The organism is Nostoc sp. PCC 7107, assembly GCF_000316625.1.
Taxonomy (GTDB): Bacteria; Cyanobacteriota; Cyanobacteriia; order Cyanobacteriales; family Nostocaceae; genus Nostoc_B.
Genome location: NC_019676.1, coordinates 3,958,127 through 3,979,092, shown reverse-complemented (window position 1 = coordinate 3,979,092; position 20,966 = coordinate 3,958,127). Strand labels below are relative to the sequence as shown.

The window sequence follows — 20,966 nt, the reverse complement described above, 5'->3', positions numbered from 1 at the left end:
TTATTAGATGCCCACAATTTGAGTTTCTAGGTTATCCTGATCATTTACAATCCAGAGATGTTTGCCTTTTTGCTTGGCTTCTAAAGCTACTTCTAAGAGAGCGATCGCTTTTAGTATTACCTCCACACGATCTCCATGTAGCTGCTGTGCAAGATTATTGATGGTTTCGTACAATTCTGGTGATAATTCTAACTCTATTTGAATTCGTTGCGGTTGATTTTGTGCAGCCATTCTTGTAAACACTCTGAAAAAGGCGGTTTTTTGGTACTTGCAGTCATAGCGCTTGCTATATCTATTGATGAGTCAAGATAATTATCCGCGACAACCAAATCTCAATCTCTATAGATTATGCCGAATTAACACTCAGCCTTAAATACAGCAGCCTTGTCTTAACAACAATTATTTATCTTTAACTACCTATTCTACTTACCATTAAAGCACCAATTTACCCTATGATATAGAAGTCATTGTTAATTAGTTCTTATTTCTCAAAGCGTCAACAATAATTTCTTAAAACAAGTTGCTACTGTTTTGCCATAGAGACACTAACCTCAACAAAAAGGCTGACGCTCCTAATGTTGCCACCAATTTGCTAATTCTCTCGCTAATCAGTCTGCTCTTGATATTATCTCACTCTTAATCAATCTTGTCTGATTGGTAATTCCCCCACGCGTATTTCTGGAACTTAGTAATGAAGAAATTAATTAAAGGTCTACGTGAATTTAAATCTAGCTATTTTTCGACACACCAAGAACTGTTTGAGCAACTGTCGCAAGGTCAAAAACCTAGAGTATTATTTATCACTTGTTCCGATTCACGTCTTGACCCAAATTTAATTACACAAGCCCAGGTAGGTGAATTATTCGTGATTCGCAATGCAGGCAATATTATTCCACCCTATGGGGCAACTAATGGCGGTGAAGGTGCAACTATTGAATATGCAGTAGAAGCTTTAGGAATTCAGCAAATTATTGTCTGTGGTCACTCTCATTGCGGCGCGATGAAAGGACTCATGAAATTACAAGGTCTGAGAGAGGATTTGCCACTTGTTTATGATTGGCTCAAATACGCAGAAGCAACTCGTAGACTAGTTTTAGACCACTACAGTCATTACGAATCTGAAGAACTGTTAGAGATTATGATTGCCGAAAATGTTCTGACTCAAATTGAAAATTTACGGACGTATCCAGTAATTCACTCCAAGCTTTACCACGGTCAACTTAAAATTTATGCTTGGATTTATCAAATTGAGTCGGGAGAAGTTTTAGCATACGATCCCGATAAACACGCCTATGTCTTACCTCAAAGTCAGCTTACCGAATCAGACACAGAAGATCCCATCCTCAATCAATTTCCAAATTGTGATGTGGCAATTCGTTCTCCTCAAAACCAAGGAGTAGCATCTGATCACTTCCCAATGCCTCATCTTTCTCCAGAGCAAAGAGAGCGAATTTACCGCGGTTCAAATCAGTCAAATTAATTAAAGCCAGCACAATATATTAAAATCCAGAAGTAAATATGTTGCATTAGCGATCGCGATTTTAACCCACAGCTAGTCTCCACAAAAGTTGCGATCGCTAATGCAACGGCGCAATTCAACCAATTACCAGAAATTTAACAAGCAAATTATTCAATGGGTGAATTACTACGTTGTTCCAACAGAAAGTTTGACGCGGTAATTGTTTGTAGCAACAGTAATTAATAGGACTTACGCAAAACACCTCTCAAACTCTCATTTCTCCGTGACCTCTGCGTCTCTGTGGTTCGATTTTCTGTAGCCTGTGCGTAAGTCCTGATTAAATTATACCCTCTCCCAACACAGCATTCACTACCATCTTAATAATTCACTCACATCATTGATTTTTATATTGCAGTTATCTGTGGATAGAAAGATAATGGCAGTTTTTCAGTGTGTACATACCTTGGATTGCCACCATTATTGTAATAATTACAACAAGTAATACTTAAGCAATAAATAACAAATTTTACTCAATCTTCAACGATAAACCACTGACATCGAAAGAGAGTAAAGAGAAAATTAAATATAGATGCAACAAAATGCAGAACACCATTATTTTCATTATCCAAAAAGCCAGGGACTCTGACTGATTTTTTATGCGGATATTAATTTACTCCTACAACTACTATCCAGAACCAATTGGTATTGCCCCGTTGATGACGGAATTAGCAGAAGGCCTGGTCAAGCGTGGGCATGAAGTGCGGGTCGTTACTGCTATGCCAAATTATCCTGAACGCCAAATTTACGAGGATTATCGGGGCAAATTTTACCTCAATGAGTACAAAAATGGTGTTCAAATCCAACGCAGCTATGTTTGGATTCGGCCACAACCGAATCTGTTGGATCGAATAATGCTAGATGCTAGTTTTGTTGTGACAAGTTTTTTACCTGCTTTACTTGGCTGGCGACCAGATGTAATTCTCTCAACGTCACCATCTTTACCTGTATGCGTACCTGCTGCTTTGCTGGGATGGTTACGCGCTTGTCCTGTAGTACTCAATCTTCAAGATATCCTACCGGAAGCAGCCGTTCATGTTGGACTACTGAAAAATAAATTTCTCATCAAAGTATTTGCTGCATTAGAAAAATTTGCTTACCATTCTGCCTCAAAAATTAGCGTTATCGCTGATGGGTTTGTCGAAAATTTGCTGTCTAAGGGTGTAGAGGCAGATAAAATCGAGCAAATTCCTAACTGGGTTGATGTCAATTTCATTCGCCCTTTACCTAAAGAAAACAATCCGTTCCGTAATACACACAATCTTAACGGTAAATTTGTAGTCCAATATTCTGGAAACATTGCGCTAACTCAAGGTTTAGAAACAGTCATTCAAGCTGCCGCTGCATTACGTGATATCACAGACATTGCATTTGTAATTGTTGGTGAAGCTAAAGGTTTACAACGATTGCAGCAATATTGTTTAGAATGTGGTGCAGATAATGTGTTACTACTGCCATTTCAACCGCGTGCAGAATTACCACAGATGTTGGCGGCAGCTGACGTTGGTTTAGTCGTACAGAAGAAGAATGTGATATCTTTCAATATGCCGTCCAAAATTCAAGTTTTGCTGGCTAGTGGTCGGGCATTAGTCGCTTCTGTACCTGAAGCTGGTACCGCAGCAAGAGCAATTAGACAAAGTGGTGGCGGAGTTATCGTTCCACCAGAGGATGCCCAAGCTTTAGCAGCATCTGTTTTAGAACTTTATAGACACCCGGAAAAAGTGAAGACTCTGGGCTATAACAGCCGTCAATATGCTATGGAGCAATATGCTTTTGAGCAAGCCTTAAATCACTATGAGGCTTTGTTTGAATCAGTAACCTCTGATAACCAAGTAATTGAAGCGAAAGTGGTTTCAAAACAAGAAGTATAGTCAAAAATACGCTGACTAAGGTCAAAAATCAATTATGACTCATCAGAAAAGTCCGCGTTGAAAAACTTCCTATTTTTCATGCGCTTGAATGAAGACTGGCAAATATCATGGGTGCTTTATTTTAATCTATGGTTTCAAGCGCACAACAGCAAAATATGCTGTGTGAACAAGCTGAGTTTGATGATGATTAAGTAGGGGCAGAATCGTTCCGACTCATACTTTAGGCAGAATATTTAAAATATTCCGATTTGATTGGGTAAATTATTCGCTACAATTCTTGGTAAAAGTTTACTGCTTGATTAATGAGGCCGCTTTAGCTACTAGCTATTTGGGCTGATTTTTAGTTGCAATCCACACAGTTAATTGTGAACTAACTACATTAACAGGCGTTTTTTTGTTAGTATTCAAAAAAACAGTTGTTGTTCAATTGTTGTTGGTGAGTAATTATAAAATAAAAGAGATCAAGCACCTGAGGTTTAATGTCTGATTATATCCAAGGAAATCTCCCATTACAATCTGTGTCGGAGAAAAATAGTCCACTCAAAAGCCTAGATACAGGTATAAAAGATTTGAGTGGGCAATTAGCTATAACTGTTGCTGAAGCAGCATCAGACCGCAAAGCAGGAGATATTTTGGTACTAAGGGTAGCCGATGTATCTTACCTAGCAGATTATTTTGTGATGATGACGGGCTACTCTAGGGTGCAAGTCAGGGCGATCGCCCAAGCCATAGAAGATAAAGTAGAGACTGAATGGCAACGTCCTCCCTTACGCACAGAAGGCAAAGCGGAAGGAAGTTGGGTGTTGCAAGATTACGGCGATGTGATCGTTCACATCATGATGCCTAAAGAACGGGAGTTTTATAATTTAGAAGCGTTCTGGGTGAATGCAGAACGTATTACCGTTCCAGAAGCTGATGAGGGTGGGGGTAAGCCAATATGATGAGGTCTTCGGTTTCCAATTGCCCGGTTCCCACAGACCAACAACCACTTAATGAGTACGAAGAATTAAAAACTGCCTGGCTATTTCGTGATTGCACGTTAAATTGGCGGGAATACATCACGAACATCGCCTGGATTTGGGGTTATTCCTGGCTAGTCTCAGCGCCAGTAGCCGCAGCCAGCTTTCCACCACAAAAGTATGCGGCGCATTTTTTCCTTTGTGGAGCCGCCGGTGCAAGTCTGGGTATAATTTTCGTATTAGTGCGTATGTACTTAGGCTGGCGTTATATCCGCGATCGCCTCTACAGCAAGACTGTATTTTATGAAGAGTCAGGCTGGTATGATGGTCAAACCTGGGTAAAACCTCAAGAAGTTTTAACTCGCGATCGCTTGATTGTGACTTATGAAATTAAGCCAATTCTCCAACGGTTACAATTTACCTTTGCTGGCTTGGCGGGAATGTACCTAATTGGTACTATAGTTTGGCATTTGTTTTAAATAGTCATTGGTCATTAGTCCTTGGTCAAGAGTAAAAAACAAATGGCATAGTGACAAATAATAAAAAGAGATAAATTTTAACCCATGACAATGGGAAAACGAACTCAAGCCACAGTACTGGAAGTCCGGCTACTACGGGAAGGCATCATTGAATCGCGGCATATAGTCCAAGCTGTTGTATGCGATGACAGGGGGCGGGTTTTATCCGTTGCGGGTAACGCTGAAACCGCGACATTTGTCCGTTCAGCGCTCAAGCCCTTTCAAGCACTAGCTGTCACTACCACTGGCACACTAGAACGCTATGATCTGAGCGATCGCGATTTAGCAATTATTGCTAGTTCTCATAAAGGAACTATAGAGCAAGTCAGACAAGTATTTAACATCCTTTGGCGTGCCGATGTTGATCCAACGGCTCTGCAATGCCCGATTCCTCAAGGTAAACGCAGTCCGCTGCAATATAATTGCTCTGGTAAACATGCTGGAATGTTAGCAGTTTGCCAGCAACGCCATTGGCCTTTAAATAACTACTTAGACCGCAAGCACCCCATGCAGCAGTTAATTTTAGGCAAAGTCGCAGAGTTGTTGCGAATGCCGGCTGAAGAATTTATCAGCGCTCACGATGACTGCGGTGTACCCACCTATCTCATGCAACTTGGTCAAATGGCATCTTTGTATGCTCTACTAGCTTCTAGTAGCAATTTGGATATGGAGCGCATTATTCGTGCTATGACTCATCATCCTGTCTTGGTTGCAGGAGATGGAGAATTTGATACTGAATTGATGCGTTTAGCGCCTGGAGAAGTAGTCAGTAAAGCTGGTGCAGAAGGTGTACAGTGCATCGGTAGACTTGGTGAAGGTATGGGATTAGCAATCAAAGTTATGGATGGAGCAAAACGGGCCAAATATGCCGTAGCTATTCACCTACTGCAACAAATGGGTTGGATTAGCCCTAGTGCCGCAGAAACCCTTGCAGAAAAGTTTATGACCTTCGGGAAATATACGCGTTTAGAGGTTGTTGGAGAATTATCGCTGTTATAGTTGTCAAACTCTCGACTTTGAGTTATACTTGAAAAGTCAAGAGCGACGCGGGATAGAGCAGCCTGGTAGCTCGTCGGGCTCATAACCCGAAGGTCAGTGGTTCAAATCCACTTCCCGCCACCAAATAAAAGCAAGGCCTTGTAGAATCAAAAAACTACAGGGTTTTGTTTTGTTTAAATATTTGTCAATGGATACAAAGTTCAAGGGTGATAAGTAGGTAGGTGTCAAAAATTGTCGTTATGACAAGGCAGGAGAGAAGAGGTTTTCAAGCCACTTTACTTTTTGTTACATACTTCTGTTTATTTGCACAGTTCTGACTTGAAAATACTTTGCGCTGAAATTAAGCAGAAAAAATGACGGTACAGACTGTGTTTGACAATCCGAACTCAAGTAAAGACAGGTTATTTCAATCAGGCAAGCGTTGGCGACGCAGTTTCTAGCTGAGTCAGTGAAACTTCATATCCTAGTTTTTGCAAACGTTTAACTAAACGTTTTTTTGTCGCCTCTGGCTTTTGTTTATCGAAATAATCACCTCCTAAATCTTGATAAGTCTCCTGACGCAAAATTAAGTAGTAGGCGATTTTTAAAATCGAATGTGCAACAGCGATTATCGCTCTTTTCTTACCGCGTCTGGCGGCAATACGACGATACTGAGCCGCAAGATAACCTTTGGTTCTGGTGGCGGCATGAGCCGCTTGCACAAGTCCAACCCTGAGATTGTTATTACCTTTGCGAATCTTTGAGGAAAGTCGTTCCAAGATATTAAATACTGGCCGCCAATACTCTCCCGTGCTTTCCATCGCTACGTGAGTACATTCCCTTGCCATCAACCAATCTGACAAATGTAGTAAATCGCTCGCTGGTCATTGTTCCAAATGTTTGAATTTCTTTGTGACAACCACCACTCGATTTGGGTGTGATTGCACAAGCCACTACTGTCTTTTTATTGACATCCAGACCTGCACAACGGGAATATACTATTTCCATAACTACCTCACCTGATCTTGGCGACAAGGCACAGTGTCCTGTTGATACCCATGAGTCATAATCTGACTTACGTGCTTTCCTCTTTAACAGGCGCAACAGTGACCGGTTCTTGCGGGTATCTGGTTCTGGCTACTTAACAGGCTTTTACGCACCAAGAACGAACGAACTCTGTAGAACACCATGCTCCTTTTATTATCCCTTTTTCATGCGTTCTGCTGTACGCAGTTCATGACGGCTACTTATAGCCAAGCAAGCAGCCGTTATTCATCCTCTCAAGCGCGGTTTTGGAAACTTAATCATTGCTCAAACTTCTCCTTATGGTCTAAGGCTGTTGTTCAAAGAACTAAAACAGGCTATAAAGTAGGCTTACTTCTCCCCTTATTGGGGAGTTTTAAATCATTAGTTATTAGGCTAGAGTGAAGTAAAACCTTCCAAAAAGCGCGGAGAATAATGGTTGTGAAATTAGAACGACCTATTTTAGTGGGAGGATTAGGACTTTCCTTTTCCCTTTGGATACTACAAAGTTGGCATGATTCCATAGTACAGCTAGGTGAATTTGGTTTATTGAGTACCCTGGCTGTTGGTGGTGGCTTGTGGTTATGGCAACAAAATCGCCCAAAAATCAGTTTAGAACAACTAGATTGTACACTTGTAGATCGGGCAACAGCAGAAAGTGCGATCGTCAAAGCTGAAACAGTCATTAACCAACTCGCACAAGAAGCAGAAAACCATATATCCTTAAATACACTGCGAGAACAATTAGCTTACTTATCTTCGGAGTTAGACAGACAAGAAATTAAAATTGCTGTTACTGGTGGTAAAGCCGTTGGTAAAAGCACTTTAATTCAAGTTTTGAAGTCTAGTGCTTGGCAAGAAAAACAGCTAAAATTCCACTTTCAAGAGACAGCACCTTTGTTTAGAGAAACAACTGACAATTCAGATGCAGTAGTTTTGGCAGAAGTATCAAAATCTGATGTTGTCCTATTTTTAACAAACGGTGATTTGACTGAGACAGAATTTCAAACCTTACAACAGTTAAAAGCAGCAAATCAGTCTATAGTTCTGGTTTTTAACAAGCAAGACCAGTATTTAACTGATGAACGTGTTAGTGTGTTGCTGTCGTTACAACAAAGAATGCCAGGCTATGTAGTAGCCACCGCGGTTTCCCCCATTCCCATCAAAGTGCGGAAACATGAAAATGATGGTTCCGTACAAGAATGGATGGAACAGCCAGCGCCAGATACTGCACAACTAACGCAACAATTAAATACCGTTTTAGCACAGCAAGGGCAAAAGTTAGTCTGGACAACCACCATGAGAACTGCTTTGGCACTGAAAGCTGAAGCTAAAAACTGGTTGAATAGAAGTAGGTGCGATCGCGCTACTCCAGTTATTGAACAATATCAATGGATAGCTGCGGCTACAGCCTTTGCTAACCCAGTACCAGCATTAGATATACTGGCGACTGCGGCAATTAATGCCCAGATGGTAATCGACTTAGGTAATATCTATCAGCAGAAATTATCTCTAGAACAGGCACAAACCGTAGCTGGCACAATGGGAAGTTTGATGCTGAAACTAGGTTTAGTAGAACTTTCAACAAAAGCCGTGAGTACTGTTCTTAAGAGTAACGCCATTACCTTTGTTGCTGGTGGTTTAGTGCAAGGTGTTAGTGCTGCTTATCTCACCAGAGTAGCAGGGTTGAGTCTAGTTGAGTATTTTGAGCAGCAAGAAATAGCATTAGATTCGGGAACGACTTTAAATCTCGAAAAATTGCGCCAAACCCTAACAAAAGTGTTTCAACAAAATCAGCAGATGGTTTTTCTACAAGGTTTTGTTAACCACGGCGTGAAGCGTTTATTGCCACAAACACCGCAGATGGAACTCGTTGGTGTTGATAAACCTATTGGTTAAGTGGAAGATTAAGAGAAAGGAGATAGTTATTATTTAACTATCTCCTTTTTACTAAAAAATGTAATTTCTGACTACACCATGAGTTCTTAATCCTAATTGCAGAATGATTCTGCTAGTTAACGGACTCTGCAAAAATCTTAGTATTCCATGTAGGATTTTGCTTATAGACAAAATCCATACATGAATTCATGGCTTCTGTGTAAGCTTCAAATGTTAACTCTGCTATGGTTATAGCTTGCTGCCTTTGTTCATCGCTCAGTTCTAGTTGTTGAAAGAAACTCACAATATTTGGCGTATTCATGTGGTGATGTTCTTCTTCATGCAAATGACACATACCAAAATAACGATAGTCCTGACCTGTGATTTCTTGAAGTTCTAAAGCTACTGGCTGTGAGATATTGAAAAAAACATTTGCTGTAACTTCAGCCACTTGCATTGCTACGAACTTAAAGATAGGGTCTGCCTGAAAAGTATGATGATAGATTTGATAACAAACTGTGCGTGATTTTAAAGTTGCTTCACCAAAACTAAATAACATTGCATCCGTTAATTTAGAACAATGATGCAGATCAAGCTTTTCTATATCTTCTAACAGCCATTGCCAATGAAAATGTTCTTCATAGGTATGTTGATTTAGTAAAGCTTGAATTTCGTTTGTTGTTGGTTCTTCTCGAAAAACATGATTGCATAGTTCTCCAAAACCCATAGCTAAGGGAATAATGATTGGAGCAAAACTAAGTCTGTCTTTTGGATGTATGCTTTTATTTTGCATAAAAGAGAATAAAGGCAACTTAGCAAAATCTTGCTTTTTGTTTTCAATTAATGCCAAAACCTGCTGCATATTTTTAGTCCCTAATGTTAATCACGAGCAATATTTAACGTTCCAATTGCTATTGCAATAGAATTAAAAAGTAGAGCAAGACAGCCATTTTGCATATATATCTTTCATTGCAGGTGCATAGCTTAAAGATGATTTTGCAAAGGTTAGCTTGGCTCCAAGGCTATTTCTTGTAATGGAATTTCGTCAATCACTCGAAAAATTGTTGGTTAGTTGATGTCAGTCATCTGCCTAACTTTTTAAACTTGAGACTCAGTTTTTATTTTCCCAATTATTTTAAAGCAGGGAAATCAACTTCTATTTATTACTCTTGCATTCATAAGATTGAAGATACTTAAATTTGTTGCTTTTAATATTCTAAGCTTTTTACGAAGAAAAATATATAGGATTATACTCAACCAAAATAAAATCTTTCTACAGATATATATTTGAAGTTAATTTAAGAAATTTCCTGAGAATTACACTTGCTATTTGCTGTACTTCAAGATATCTGAACATAAGGAAAATTATGAATTTATCATATTTCTATGGAAGGTTTACGTAGTATTAGCTATTAGCTATTTATAGCTGATGATATTAAGACTAAGATAATGGGCAAACTAATTATAGGTATGTAGTTTAAAGTTCTCACCATTGGGAAAATTATGAAGCATTTTAGAATTTTGCATTCTTCAAAGTTACCTTTGCGGCTGATTCTGATTGTCCCCTTTGTTTTGCAAACTTTTGCCGCAGTTAGTCTAGTAGGTTATTTATCGTTTAGAAACGGTCACAAAGCAGTTAATGACCTTGCAGATCAGTTGACTAGTAAAGTAAATGGACTTGTGGAACAGCGCCTTAATACATACTTAGCTACTCCTCATCAGGTTAATCAAGTTAATTTAGCGGCCATAAAGCTAGGAATGTTGAATTTACAAGACTATGATCTTGCAAGTCGCTATTTTTGGAAACAAATGCGCGTGTTTAATATTGGTTATATTAGTTTTGCTAACCCTAAAGGTGAATTTATTGGTGTTGAACGTTTAGATAATGGTCAGCTTTTAATTAATGAAGTTTCTGATAAAAGCCGCATTGGTAAACTTTATGTTTATACTACAGACAATCAAGGAAATCGTAATCAGTTAACAGAAATCAAGGACTATGATCCGCGTGTAGAAGCTTGGTATGCAGATGCTGTCAAAATAGGTAGACCAGTGTGGAGCGAAATTTATCAGTGGGAAGATAAACCAGAAATATTCTCTATATCTTCTAGCTATCCGCTATACGATGATTCTAACAATATTGTTGGTGTAATCAGTGTTGATTTATTACTAACTCAGATTAGTGATTTTTTAAAAAATTTAAAATTTGGTAAGCAAGGAAAGGTATTTCTTTTAGAAAGGTCTGGATTAATAGTAGCTTCTTCAACTAATGAAGCACCATATAATGTAGTTGATGGTAAAGCACATAGGCTATCAGTATTTAATAGTAAAAGTTATTTGATTAAAGGTATAGCTGATTATTTACAACAAAATTTTGGTAGTTTTCAAAAAATTCAGGATACACACCAATTTACATTACAACTTCAAAGTGAAAGACAGTTTGTGAAAGTCACACCTTGGCAAGACAAACTAGGATTAGATTGGCTAGTGATTGTGATTGTTCCTGAAACTGACTTTATGGCAGAAATCAATGCTAATAGTCATACGACTATTTTGCTGTGTGTGAGTGCATTGATGGGCGCAACGATATTGGGAATATATACTTCGCGTTGGATTACTCAACCTATTTTACATTTAACTCAGGCTAGTAGTGCGATCGCTTCTGGTAATCTTGACCAAAAAGTCGAAATTTCTGGTGTCAAAGAACTAAGTATTTTGTCTCAATCATTTAATCAAATGGCAGGACAACTAAATGACTTTTTTACAGCTTTAGACAAAACCAATCAAGAACTAGAAAAACGTGTTGAGTTAAGGACTAAAGAACTAAAAACTGCGAAAGAAGCAGCTGATACAGCCAACCAAGCAAAAAGCGAATTTCTTGCCAATATGAGTCATGAACTTCGTACACCTCTAAATGGCATTCTTGGCTATGCACAGATTCTCCAACGCGATATTAAAGCAAGTACTGAACAGAAAAATGCTATCAAAATTATTTATCATTGTGGCTCTCATCTATTAATGTTAATTAATGATATTTTAGATATTGCCAAAATTGAATCTAATAAACTAGAACTATATCCTAATATATTTAATTTTCATGAGTTTTTGCTAGGTGTATATGATATGTGTCGGATTAAAGCCGAGCAGAAAAATATTAGCTTTATTTATAAACTTAGTGAGTTAATACCCACTGTTATTCATGCAGATGAAAAACGTTTACGCCAAGTCTTACTGAATCTTTTAGGGAATGCGATTAAGTTTACAGATAATGGTGAAGTTAAGTTCAGTATAGAAGTAATTGATTCTGATGTACTGAACATAAATCATCTATCTCACAAAATCAGATTCCAAATAGAAGATACAGGAGTTGGCATATCCTCAGAGCAATTACAGAAAATATTTCTGCCTTTTGAACAGGTAGGAGATAGTTATCATAAAGCAGAAGGAACAGGCTTAGGTCTGGCTATAAGTTGCCAAATTGTGGAAATGATGGGTAGCAAAATTCAAGTAGAAAGCAACTATGGTCAAGGTAGTAGATTTTGGTTTGATCTAGATTTACCAAAAGTTAAAGATTGTGTCTCATCTGCATCTGCGGTTCCACATCTTGACAAAGGTAGCAATCGCATCATTAGATACAAAGGAAATCAAAAAACTATTTTGATTGTAGATGATGTTGTGGATAATCGTGCTGTGATTGTAAATTTACTCAAACCAGTTGGATTTTGTGTCATTGAAGCTCTCAATGGAAAAGAAGGCATTAGTAAAGCACAAGAGTATAAACCAGATTTAATTATTACTGATTTAGGAATGCCTATAATGAATGGGTTGCAAATGACACAAGATTTACGTAGCCGCACAGAATTTACAGCAACAGTAATTATTGCTTCTTCTGCTAGTGTACTTAGTTTAAATCGCCAACAAAGTTCAGCGGCAGGCTGTAATGATTTTCTCCCAAAGCCTGTACAAGCTGAAGAATTATTTGCTCAAATAAAGTCTTATTTAAAGTTAGATTGGATTTATGAAGATATCAATTCAAATCAGCCGTTTTTCTCAGATGATATAATCTTTCCCCCTGCAATAGAACTAATGAATTTATATCAAGCAGCTAAAGCAGGTTATGTTATGGGTATCCAAGAAGAAGTAGATCGCATTCAAAAACTAGATAATAAATATATAAATTTTACTAATAAAATTTTAAAGTTAATAGAAGATTTTGAAGATGAAACTATTGTAGAAATGCTGAAGCCATATTTAGTGTAGAAAAGCTGATTTTTTAATCAAAATTTCAAAAAATGAATAATATTCCAAATAACTCAATTCTAGTTGTTGATGATGTGCCGCTTAATATCAAAATATTATTGGAAATATTAACGCAAGCAGGTTACAGGGTTTCTGTTGCTAAAAATGGCAAAAGTGCCTTAGAAAAAGTTGAAGAGGCGATACCTAATTTAATTTTATTAGATGTGATGATGCCTGGTATAGATGGGTTTGAGACTTGTCGTCTTCTAAAAGCCAACTCAAAAACGAAAGACATTCCAATTATATTTATGACGGCACTTTCCGAGCCGATAAATAAAGTTAAGGGGCTGCAATTGGGAGCAGTAGACTATATTACTAAACCAATTGAGCATGAAGAAGTATTAGCGAGAATTAATGTGCATTTAGAACTGCGGCGCACTCAACTAAAGTTAGCACAAGAAGAAAAAATGTCGTCTTTAGGACAACTAGTTGCGGGTATTGCTCATGAAATTAATAATCCAATTAACTTTATTTCTGGGAATTTAATTTATGCCGAGAAGTATATCGCAGATTTATTAAAATTACTAGAGTTGTATGAAACTCATACAAATTTTACGATTCCAGAAATCAAAACTTTTTCTCAGAAGATTGAAATAGATTTTCTCAAGCAAGATTTACCGCAACTTTTATCTTCAATGAAGAAAGGGTCTGATCGCGTTGAACAAATTGTGCGATCGCTCCGTCTATTTTCTCGATTAGATGACGCTGAATATCAGCTTGTTGACTTACATGAAGGTATTGATAGCACTCTAGTAATTTTAAGTAGTCGCATTAAAGCGACAACAACAAGACCTGCTATTGAGATTGTTAAAGAATATGGTGAATTACCTTTAGTAGAATGCTATGTAGGAAAAATCAATCAAGTCTTAATGAATCTTTTAGCTAATGCAATTGACGCTATCGATGAAGCTATAGAAAAGCTGGAATCAAATGGGGCTGATCCAACGCCAACTATTTGGATTAGCACAACAGTAACAAGTGATCAAAAATCTGTGTTGATTGAGATTGCAGATAATGGTGTTGGTATGTCTGTTGATGTAAAACAGAGAATGTTTGAGCAGTTTTTTACAACTAAACCCCTAGGTAAAGGTACTGGTTTAGGTTTGGCGATTGCACGGGAAATCATAGTGGAAAAACACGGAGGCTCTTTGGAAGTCAATGCTTTACCGGGACAAGGGGCTAAATTTGCGATCGCTATTCCTATTCGCCAAGGTAATGACTGATTGCCACTGAGTTTCAATAGAGGAAACAATATTTTTAGGTTTATAGCGGAAAAAGTGCAGAACACTTAGTCAAAAATTTTGGGTTCTCATCCTTTTTTTTATTTCGTAAATTAGACTACTCAATTCGTAATCAATCCTGATTCTTCTATTGCTGCTGGGAATTTTCAGCAAAGACATAGCTTGTGAAGAAAATTTTTACAGCAATAGTAAAAGATGCTGCTGGTTTGGGAAAAATAATTAACAGGAGATAGTAGGTACAAGCTTTATCGCTATATTAATTTTTCCACCGTATATTTACCCAAATATTATGCAACCTCTTCTAGAGTTCTTGTACTTGCAACTACTATCAACTCATCAAGTCCTGTTTTAATATCTCAACCCAAAACATTCAAATGATGAACTTACCAGAAAATAGTTTAATTTTAATAGTCGATGATACTATAACCAATCTAGAAATTATATCTGACGCATTGACCACTGCTGGATTTGTCGTCACTACAGCAAGAAATGGTGAAAAGGCACTTCAGCAAATACAAGACACATTACCTGATTTAATTTTACTAGATGTGATGATGCCTGGTATCGATGGATTTGAAACTTGTCAAAAATTAAAGACAAATCCTCTCACCCAAGATATTCCAGTAATTTTTATGACTGGGATTTCGGATATAGAAACTAAGGTAAAAGGGCTAAATTTAGGGGCAGTTGATTATATTACTAAACCATTTCAAAAAGAAGAAGTATTAGCCAGAATCAAAACACATCTGCAACTACGTTATTTAACAAAAACTTTAGAGCAAAGAGTTAGCGAAAGAACATCTGAACTTTCCCAAGCTTTAAAAGACTTACAAGCATATCAAATCCAAATTATTCAGAAAGAAAAAATGTCTGCTTTAGGTCAGTTAGTTACAGGTATTGCTCACGAAATTAATAATCCGGTTAGTTGTATTCATGGAAATCTTGATCATACGGCTAATTATTTTAATAACTTAATTAAAATAATTGACCTTTATCAGCAAAACTATCCTGAACCTGTACCTGCTATTCAAGCGGAAATTGCTGAAACAGACTTAGAGTATATGCGTTCTGATCTACCTAACTTAATTACTTCCATGAAAGAAGGCGTTCAGCGCATTCGCAATATCAGTACTAGTCTGCGGAATTTTTCTCGTCCTGATAAAGATCGGAAAGTATTCTGCAATATTCATAATGGCATCGACAGCACAATTATGATTCTCAAGCACCGCTTAAAAGCCTCAAAAGTCCGTCCAGAAATTGAAGTTCTCAGAAATTATGGTAATTTACCTTCCATAACTTGCTTTAGCGGTCAGTTAAATCAAGTGTTTATGAATATTTTAACCAATGCTATTGATGCTTTAGAAGAATCTAATGTAGGGCGGGGCTATGGAGAAATTGAAAAACATCCTAATCAAATTTGGATTATAACTTCCCTAAGTGAAGACAAACACAATGCTGTGATTCGGATTAAAGATAATGGAATTGGTATGTCTGCTGATATCCAGCAGAAGATATTTGAGCATTTGTTTACGACCAAATTATTCGGTCGAGGTACCGGTTTAGGGTTATCAATTGCCCATCAAATTATTGTGGAAAAACATAAAGGTAAATTGGATGTATATTCTGTACCAGGGGAAGGTTCAGAATTTACGATTACTATTCCAATTCACTAGGCTGACAAATGACGATAATACTGACTAACGATGATGGTATTGATGCTCCAGGAATCAAAGCGTTGCTGAGGGCTGTTAACAGTGAAAATGTGATTGTTTCTGCGCCCAAAGATCATCAATCAGGCTGTGGACATCAAGTTACTACAACTCGTTCCATTAATATTCAACAGCGTTCTGAGAAGGAATATGCGATCGCTGGTACTCCTGCTGATTGTGTGAGAATTGCAATATCGCAAATTTGTCAAGATGCCAAGTTGGTCTTATCTGGTATCAATGCTGGTGGTAATCTTGGTGTTGATGTTTATATTTCTGGGACTGTGGCTGCTGTGCGAGAAGCTGCTATGAATGGTATTCCTGGGATTGCTATTTCTCACTATCGCAAAGCCAAGCAAAATTTTGATTGGGAACTAGCGGCAAAATTGACGGCTGAGGTGTTAGCAGATTTAACTCAGCATCCTCTAGAACCGGGGAGCTTTTGGAATGTTAATTTGCCACATTTGCAACCAGGAGAGCCAGATCCCAAAATGGTATTTTGTCAACCTTGCACCAAAGCGTTGCCAATTAATTATCGCGTGGATGGCAATGATTTTTATTATATTGGGGAATATGGTAAACGCGATCGCACTCCTGGTAGTGATGTGGATGTTTGTTTTTCAGGAAATATTGCTATTACACAGTTAAGAGTGTGAAATTGTCGATCACCAAGGAAACAGGAAAACAAGAAAAAATAGGCTTATCTGACACCGTAAATAGTTTCAGTAACTCACAACTATTTAATTTTGGCTCCTTCCACGTCTAACCTTTGCATCAAAGATGTTAATTTGTCTAGGGTGTGTGTAAGTTGGGTTAGTTTCTGCACCGTATAGTCTTGAGATTGAGCTAAGTTTTGCAAGGTATCACACAAAGCAAAAATTTGATGGCCTTGCTGCTGTAGCTGCTTTCCTTGTGCCTCAACCTGCATACTGAGATAATCTAATCTGTCGGCAAGGCTTTCAATTGTCTCAGTAGTAGTCAGTACTGCTTCGCCAATTTGTTCAACAATAGATTCTAAGCGATTAACTTTAATTTCGACTCCACCTGAAATCATATTTCCACCATCCCATCATAAAAATATTAGTCCTTGTTTCTAGCCTTTGTGTCATTTTTTACTGATACTGATGTACATAATTTATGACATCTGCTCAAATCTACACGAGGTGCTATCTGAAGTTAGTCTGAACAAATCATTTCTAGGGATGTGCAGCCCTTACTAATTAGAGATTTTTCTGAGATACTTCAGTTTAGCTAGAAAGTTAAACGAATCAATTAGTAACTAGTTTTGACATTCGGCCATCTTTTTATACAAAACTTTCATACTTAAGTACTCTTCAAAAAAGATATAAAAAAATTTACGTAAATTTTACAAATTTTCATTTATCTAGTAATCTTGATGAAGATTAAGTAAATATACCGTAAAAAAGCCCTTGAGATCAGAATCCAAAGTTTATATTCAAAAATAAAATCGAGTAAATTTACCCTGGTTAATCTACCTTTGGCTAGACAATGTACCAAACACCATTGCAAAGCGTTTGTCAACTTGCGACTGACAGAGCTTGGAAATTAGATACACCCCACTATTCCGTAGATTCTAAATTCAAACGTTGTTTAGATATTTTAGGGAGTTTAGTAGGTTTAATAATTTTGGGTGTTGTGTTTATACCGATAGCGATCGCCATTAAACTCGATAGTAGAGGCCCGATTTTCTTTACTCAAGAACGTTACGGACTTCAAGGACGACCTTTTAAGCTCCGTAAATTTCGTTCAATGGTTAGCGATGCGGAAAAACTCAAATCTCTCGTCCAAAATGAAGCTGACGGATTAATCTTTAAAAATAAGAATGACTTCCGAGTCACAAAAGTAGGACGTTTTTTACGTAGCACCAGTTTAGACGAATTGCCACAATTTTGGAATGTGCTTGTAGGTGAAATGAGTTTGGTGGGAACACGTCCACCTACTGCTGATGAAGTAGCCAAGTACAATCAACGCCATTGGCTACGTCTGAATGTTAAACCAGGTTTGACTGGAGAATGGCAAGTTCATGGTCGTTCTCATGTCAAAGATTTTGAACAAATAGTTGACTTAGACTTGCGTTACCAAGAAAAGTGGCATCCATTGTACGATTTGTTGTTAATTACCAAAACTTTCTACGTCATCTTTGGTAAAGTTGGGGCGTTTTAAATTGATCAGTTGATCCAGGTTTTGAGAGAGACAAGCCCAAGAGCGCAAATAGCAAAGCCCACTAAACTGATTTTTTTTGGCAAAATATTGAGTAATTCTGCTTGACTAACCTGAGTATAAATTTGGCTGACACTCATTACTACTGCATACTGTGTCAAAGCTGCACCAAAAATATACATAACTGAAGGCATTATTCCTGCCCCAATAATTGATCCACTATTAAAATAACCTTGGAGTGACCCAGCGATCGCAGTTACTATCAGCAGTGTCAACAAGTTAGGCTGCTTGGATATAATTAGCAGCAGACCAAAAGCAATACTAACAATTGCGATCGCTATTTCTGTGAATGGTAAGTTGATCTGCAATAGATAAATGAGTGTGCCGAAAATGTTGGCGCATATCAGCGTAGTAGCTATCCATCTTACACGCATTTTCCCAATAGCCAGCAAACCAATAGCCAAAATACTCACAAATTTATCAAAGGCCAATACCGGATCTGCCATTCCCCACAAAAAGCCATCCCAGGAGTTATAAATTTCATGAAGAGATGGTAATCCAGTCCATGAACTCAGCAAGCTAATGATAGCTAAAGCTGCGATCGCACCAACATAACGCTGGAGTAATTTATCTTTGAACATAAAATATAACCTATTAGTTTTTCGGTATCTTATACTGCCCAAGTACCCAAAAAAACTAACGCGATTATCTAATTTTTTATGACTCTTGTGAGCCGCAGACAACACTTATGATGTGGTTTATAAAATCAACGCTGATAGATATAGAAGCCTTGTGGCGCAAATATACAGAAAATCGGTGTAATTAGGAAGATGAATCTACTTGTAGAGAATTGCAAGGACAAAACCTCACAATTAAGTTATCATTTCCTCCCAGTGCTTATCTTTTAAAAAGGCGCTGGGAGGAGTGTCAAGTTGTAAAATAAGCCAGAAACAATGAGTTTTAATTACTTTAACTAACGCAACAATTCCTCGACTTGATGCTGACTCCACAAGGTTCTATACAGACCTTCTTGTTGCACTAGTTCTATATGATTGCCTGTTTGGGCAATTTTACCTTTATCCATGACTAAAATTCGGTCAGCAGCAGCGGCGGCTGATAGTTGGTGAGTGATAAAAATAACAGTTTTGCGACTAGTTCCACTAGAAAGATTTTTGAGAATTTTGGTGGCTGTTTGATTATCAACGCTAGATAAAGCATCATCCAAAATTAAAACTGGTGCATCAACTAACATGGCTCTGGCTAAAGCGGTGCGTTGTCTTTGTCCGCCAGAAAGAGTAATACCGCGTTCGCCAACTAGAGTTTCGTATTGTTGGGGAAAATTAATAATTTCCGAATGAATCTGAGACATGACAGCTACAGATTCGACATCATCTTGTTCACGTACTGGGTCAGCGTAGCGGATATTATTTTTGATGGTGGTGCTGAACAAAAAACTATCTTGGGGAACATAGGCGATCGCACTTCGCAAATCTTCTAATACGATTTTGGTAATATCTACCCCATCTAAAAATAATTGTCCAGGCGCAATATCCAACAACCGAGGTAAAGCATTAGCTAAGGTTGATTTCCCCGAACCAATCGCCCCAACAATAGCCACCGTCTCTCCTGGGACAATTGTAAAATTGAGATGATCTAAGGCAGGTGTAGCCATTTCTGGGTAAGTAAAGCTGAAATTTTTCGCGGTAATTTCGCCTTTTATTTCCGCCAGTGCTAAATTTACAGCATCACCTGTATCTTGAATTTTGGGTGTGACGCTGAAAATCGATTCTAAGCGATCAATACTGACTTCACCGCGTTGATAAGTGGTAATGGTAAAGCCTAACAAAGCGGTGGGAAACACCAGCCGTTCTACATAAATTAGCAGTGCTAAAAAGTCGCCAACGGCTAAAGTTCCCCCAGAAATACGCGTTGTGCCTAACCAAATAATAATTAAAGAACTGATATTAGCCAAACCGCCAATTAACGGAAACAATACATTCCGGCTTTTTGCCAATTGCAGATTAGCTTTTAATAACTGCTGATTTTTTTTAGCAAAAGCTTGACGCTCGTTTTCTTCTTGAGCGTAAATTTTAATCAAGGCAATCCCGCTAATATCCTCTTGAATCAGTTCACTGATATCAGATAGTTTCTCTTGGACAGTGGCTTGTTGTTTGCGTAGGCGATCGCTAAACAAATGCACTAACAAAAACATAAAGGGATACACTACTAAAGAATAGAGTGTCATATCTGGACTAATTGTCAGCATTACAGGCAGTGTCAAAGTGTAGGCAAAAAAAGTATTGGCTAAACTTAGCACCGCAAAACCCAACAAGCGCCGGATATTTTCCACATCGCTGGTAGCGCGACTAATCAAATCCCCAGCGGTATTCGTCGCAAAATAAGCCGGCTCTAACTTGAGTAAATGTTCAAAAATCCGTTGTTTTAGGTCAAATTCTACCTGTCGTCCTACCCCAAATAGCCAGATACGAGAAGCCATGCGGATTAACCACATTGCCGAACTCAACAAAATGATGATTACGACATAATGTATGAGTTGATTCCAGCTAAATTGAGTTGAAAGTTTATCAACACAGCCACGAATTAACCAAGGAATATAAACGCCCAAGCCATTGACAGACAACAAGGCAAAAATGCCTAATGTTGCCTCTACCCAATGAGGACGCAGGTAAGCACCGAGTTTAGCTAGTCGTCGAGATTTTGCCATTACAGCAACTTTGCAACTCCATCATCCTAAAACAAACGGATCGTAGGTTTATATTTTATCTACAAAGAATTCAG

The 20,966-nt window shown here is 38.0% G+C and carries 18 protein-coding genes and 1 tRNA gene; 12 read left to right on the top strand and 7 right to left on the bottom strand.

Translation table 11 applies throughout. The features are described 5' to 3' along the window. Nucleotides 1-3: 3 nt before the first annotated feature. Nucleotides 4-231 carry a hypothetical protein gene (locus tag NOS7107_RS17200; RefSeq protein ID WP_015114229.1) on the bottom strand — a complete coding sequence of 76 codons (228 nt, stop codon included), beginning with the start codon at nucleotides 229-231 and terminating at the stop codon, nucleotides 4-6. Nucleotides 232-691: 460 nt separating this feature from the next. On the opposite strand from NOS7107_RS17200, the gene NOS7107_RS17195 reads away from it, so the two are divergent. From NOS7107_RS17195 to NOS7107_RS17170, 6 genes are all read left to right on the top strand, one after another. Next, nucleotides 692-1,480, top strand: coding sequence for a carbonic anhydrase (locus NOS7107_RS17195; RefSeq protein WP_015114228.1), 789 nt, complete (start codon nucleotides 692-694; stop codon nucleotides 1,478-1,480). 635 nt (nucleotides 1,481-2,115) lie between these two features. Continuing rightward, nucleotides 2,116-3,387 carry a glycosyltransferase family 4 protein gene (locus NOS7107_RS17190; protein WP_015114227.1) on the top strand — a complete coding sequence of 424 codons (1,272 nt, stop codon included), beginning with the start codon at nucleotides 2,116-2,118 and terminating at the stop codon, nucleotides 3,385-3,387. A gap of 479 nt (nucleotides 3,388-3,866) precedes the next feature. Beyond that, on the top strand, nucleotides 3,867-4,328 hold the full coding sequence (rsfS, locus tag NOS7107_RS17185; protein ID WP_015114226.1) for a ribosome silencing factor: 462 nt from the start codon (nucleotides 3,867-3,869) through the stop codon (nucleotides 4,326-4,328). Beyond that, the gene (locus NOS7107_RS17180) at nucleotides 4,325-4,825 is read left to right on the top strand and encodes a CGLD27 family protein (protein WP_015114225.1); all 501 of its coding nucleotides are present in this window, start codon (nucleotides 4,325-4,327) and stop codon (nucleotides 4,823-4,825) included. The genes rsfS and NOS7107_RS17180 overlap by 4 nt, the downstream gene beginning before the upstream one ends. Nucleotides 4,826-4,909: 84 nt before the next feature. Continuing rightward, entirely contained in the window at nucleotides 4,910-5,863 is a 954-nt protein-coding gene (locus tag NOS7107_RS17175; RefSeq protein WP_015114224.1) for an asparaginase, read from the top strand. Between the two features lie 46 nt (nucleotides 5,864-5,909). After that, a tRNA-Met gene (locus NOS7107_RS17170) sits at nucleotides 5,910-5,986 on the top strand. Between the two features lie 287 nt (nucleotides 5,987-6,273). Here the strand turns inward: NOS7107_RS17170 and NOS7107_RS27955 are convergent. Continuing rightward, complete coding sequence (locus tag NOS7107_RS27955; protein ID WP_044500087.1) at nucleotides 6,274-6,663, bottom strand: hypothetical protein; 390 nt, start codon at nucleotides 6,661-6,663, stop codon at nucleotides 6,274-6,276. Next, nucleotides 6,626-6,850, bottom strand: coding sequence for a hypothetical protein (locus NOS7107_RS29175; protein ID WP_048819356.1), 225 nt, complete (start codon nucleotides 6,848-6,850; stop codon nucleotides 6,626-6,628). Before NOS7107_RS29175 ends, NOS7107_RS27955 begins: the two co-directional genes overlap by 38 nt. Before the next feature lie 450 nt (nucleotides 6,851-7,300). On the opposite strand from NOS7107_RS29175, the gene NOS7107_RS17160 reads away from it, so the two are divergent. Next, nucleotides 7,301-8,764: a YcjF family protein gene (locus NOS7107_RS17160; RefSeq protein WP_015114223.1), complete on the top strand. Its 1,464-nt coding sequence runs from the start codon at nucleotides 7,301-7,303 to the stop codon at nucleotides 8,762-8,764. Between the two features lie 112 nt (nucleotides 8,765-8,876). Here the strand turns inward: NOS7107_RS17160 and NOS7107_RS17155 are convergent, their stop codons facing one another. Next, nucleotides 8,877-9,605, bottom strand: a complete 729-nt coding sequence (locus NOS7107_RS17155; protein ID WP_015114222.1) for a hypothetical protein — start codon at nucleotides 9,603-9,605, stop codon at nucleotides 8,877-8,879. 641 nt (nucleotides 9,606-10,246) lie between these two features. Between NOS7107_RS17155 and NOS7107_RS17150 the strand changes: the two genes are divergently transcribed. From NOS7107_RS17150 to surE, 4 genes are all read left to right on the top strand, one after another. Then, a complete protein-coding gene (locus NOS7107_RS17150; protein ID WP_015114221.1) occupies nucleotides 10,247-13,000 on the top strand; it encodes an ATP-binding protein in 2,754 nt (917 codons plus the stop codon). Nucleotides 13,001-13,032: 32 nt separating this feature from the next. Further along, nucleotides 13,033-14,262, top strand: a complete 1,230-nt coding sequence (locus NOS7107_RS17145) for a response regulator (RefSeq protein ID WP_015114220.1) — start codon at nucleotides 13,033-13,035, stop codon at nucleotides 14,260-14,262. A gap of 392 nt (nucleotides 14,263-14,654) precedes the next feature. Continuing rightward, nucleotides 14,655-15,953 carry a response regulator gene (locus tag NOS7107_RS17140; protein ID WP_015114219.1) on the top strand — a complete coding sequence of 433 codons (1,299 nt, stop codon included), beginning with the start codon at nucleotides 14,655-14,657 and terminating at the stop codon, nucleotides 15,951-15,953. A gap of 8 nt (nucleotides 15,954-15,961) precedes the next feature. After that, on the top strand, nucleotides 15,962-16,642 hold the full coding sequence (gene surE / locus NOS7107_RS17135; RefSeq protein WP_015114218.1) for a 5'/3'-nucleotidase SurE: 681 nt from the start codon (nucleotides 15,962-15,964) through the stop codon (nucleotides 16,640-16,642). 80 nt (nucleotides 16,643-16,722) lie between these two features. On the opposite strand, the gene NOS7107_RS17130 is transcribed toward surE, so the two are convergent. After that, nucleotides 16,723-17,040, bottom strand: coding sequence for a hypothetical protein (locus NOS7107_RS17130; protein ID WP_015114217.1), 318 nt, complete (start codon nucleotides 17,038-17,040; stop codon nucleotides 16,723-16,725). Between the two features lie 455 nt (nucleotides 17,041-17,495). On the opposite strand from NOS7107_RS17130, the gene NOS7107_RS17125 reads away from it, so the two are divergent. Beyond that, nucleotides 17,496-18,170: a sugar transferase gene (locus tag NOS7107_RS17125; RefSeq protein WP_015114216.1), complete on the top strand. Its 675-nt coding sequence runs from the start codon at nucleotides 17,496-17,498 to the stop codon at nucleotides 18,168-18,170. A 5-nt stretch (nucleotides 18,171-18,175) separates the two neighbouring features. Here NOS7107_RS17125 and NOS7107_RS17120 read toward each other — a convergent pair whose 3' ends face one another. Both NOS7107_RS17120 and NOS7107_RS17115 read right to left on the bottom strand, forming a co-directional pair. Beyond that, nucleotides 18,176-18,808 (bottom strand): HupE/UreJ family protein, encoded by a 633-nt coding sequence (locus NOS7107_RS17120; RefSeq protein WP_015114215.1) that lies wholly within the window; start codon nucleotides 18,806-18,808, stop codon nucleotides 18,176-18,178. Nucleotides 18,809-19,140: 332 nt separating this feature from the next. After that, nucleotides 19,141-20,892, bottom strand: coding sequence for an ABC transporter ATP-binding protein (locus NOS7107_RS17115; RefSeq protein ID WP_015114214.1), 1,752 nt, complete (start codon nucleotides 20,890-20,892; stop codon nucleotides 19,141-19,143). Nucleotides 20,893-20,966: the final 74 nt, after the last annotated feature.

Coding starts and splice junctions, on each gene's coding strand:
- NOS7107_RS17130 (WP_015114217.1), bottom strand. CDS start 17,040: ATGATTTCAGGTGGAGTCGAAATTAAAGTTAATCGCTTAGAATCTATT.
- NOS7107_RS17200 (WP_015114229.1), bottom strand. CDS start 231: ATGGCTGCACAAAATCAACCGCAACGAATTCAAATAGAGTTAGAATTA.
- NOS7107_RS17120 (WP_015114215.1), bottom strand. CDS start 18,808: ATGTTCAAAGATAAATTACTCCAGCGTTATGTTGGTGCGATCGCAGCT.
- NOS7107_RS17175 (WP_015114224.1), top strand. CDS start 4,910: ATGACAATGGGAAAACGAACTCAAGCCACAGTACTGGAAGTCCGGCTA.
- NOS7107_RS17190 (WP_015114227.1), top strand. CDS start 2,116: ATGCGGATATTAATTTACTCCTACAACTACTATCCAGAACCAATTGGT.
- surE (WP_015114218.1), top strand. CDS start 15,962: ATGACGATAATACTGACTAACGATGATGGTATTGATGCTCCAGGAATC.
- NOS7107_RS17140 (WP_015114219.1), top strand. CDS start 14,655: ATGATGAACTTACCAGAAAATAGTTTAATTTTAATAGTCGATGATACT.
- NOS7107_RS17150 (WP_015114221.1), top strand. CDS start 10,247: ATGAAGCATTTTAGAATTTTGCATTCTTCAAAGTTACCTTTGCGGCTG.
- NOS7107_RS17125 (WP_015114216.1), top strand. CDS start 17,496: ATGTACCAAACACCATTGCAAAGCGTTTGTCAACTTGCGACTGACAGA.
- NOS7107_RS17180 (WP_015114225.1), top strand. CDS start 4,325: ATGATGAGGTCTTCGGTTTCCAATTGCCCGGTTCCCACAGACCAACAA.
- rsfS (WP_015114226.1), top strand. CDS start 3,867: ATGTCTGATTATATCCAAGGAAATCTCCCATTACAATCTGTGTCGGAG.
- NOS7107_RS17155 (WP_015114222.1), bottom strand. CDS start 9,605: ATGCAGCAGGTTTTGGCATTAATTGAAAACAAAAAGCAAGATTTTGCT.
- NOS7107_RS27955 (WP_044500087.1), bottom strand. CDS start 6,663: ATGGAAAGCACGGGAGAGTATTGGCGGCCAGTATTTAATATCTTGGAA.
- NOS7107_RS17145 (WP_015114220.1), top strand. CDS start 13,033: ATGAATAATATTCCAAATAACTCAATTCTAGTTGTTGATGATGTGCCG.
- NOS7107_RS17195 (WP_015114228.1), top strand. CDS start 692: ATGAAGAAATTAATTAAAGGTCTACGTGAATTTAAATCTAGCTATTTT.
- NOS7107_RS29175 (WP_048819356.1), bottom strand. CDS start 6,850: ATGGAAATAGTATATTCCCGTTGTGCAGGTCTGGATGTCAATAAAAAG.
- NOS7107_RS17115 (WP_015114214.1), bottom strand. CDS start 20,892: ATGGCAAAATCTCGACGACTAGCTAAACTCGGTGCTTACCTGCGTCCT.
- NOS7107_RS17160 (WP_015114223.1), top strand. CDS start 7,301: ATGGTTGTGAAATTAGAACGACCTATTTTAGTGGGAGGATTAGGACTT.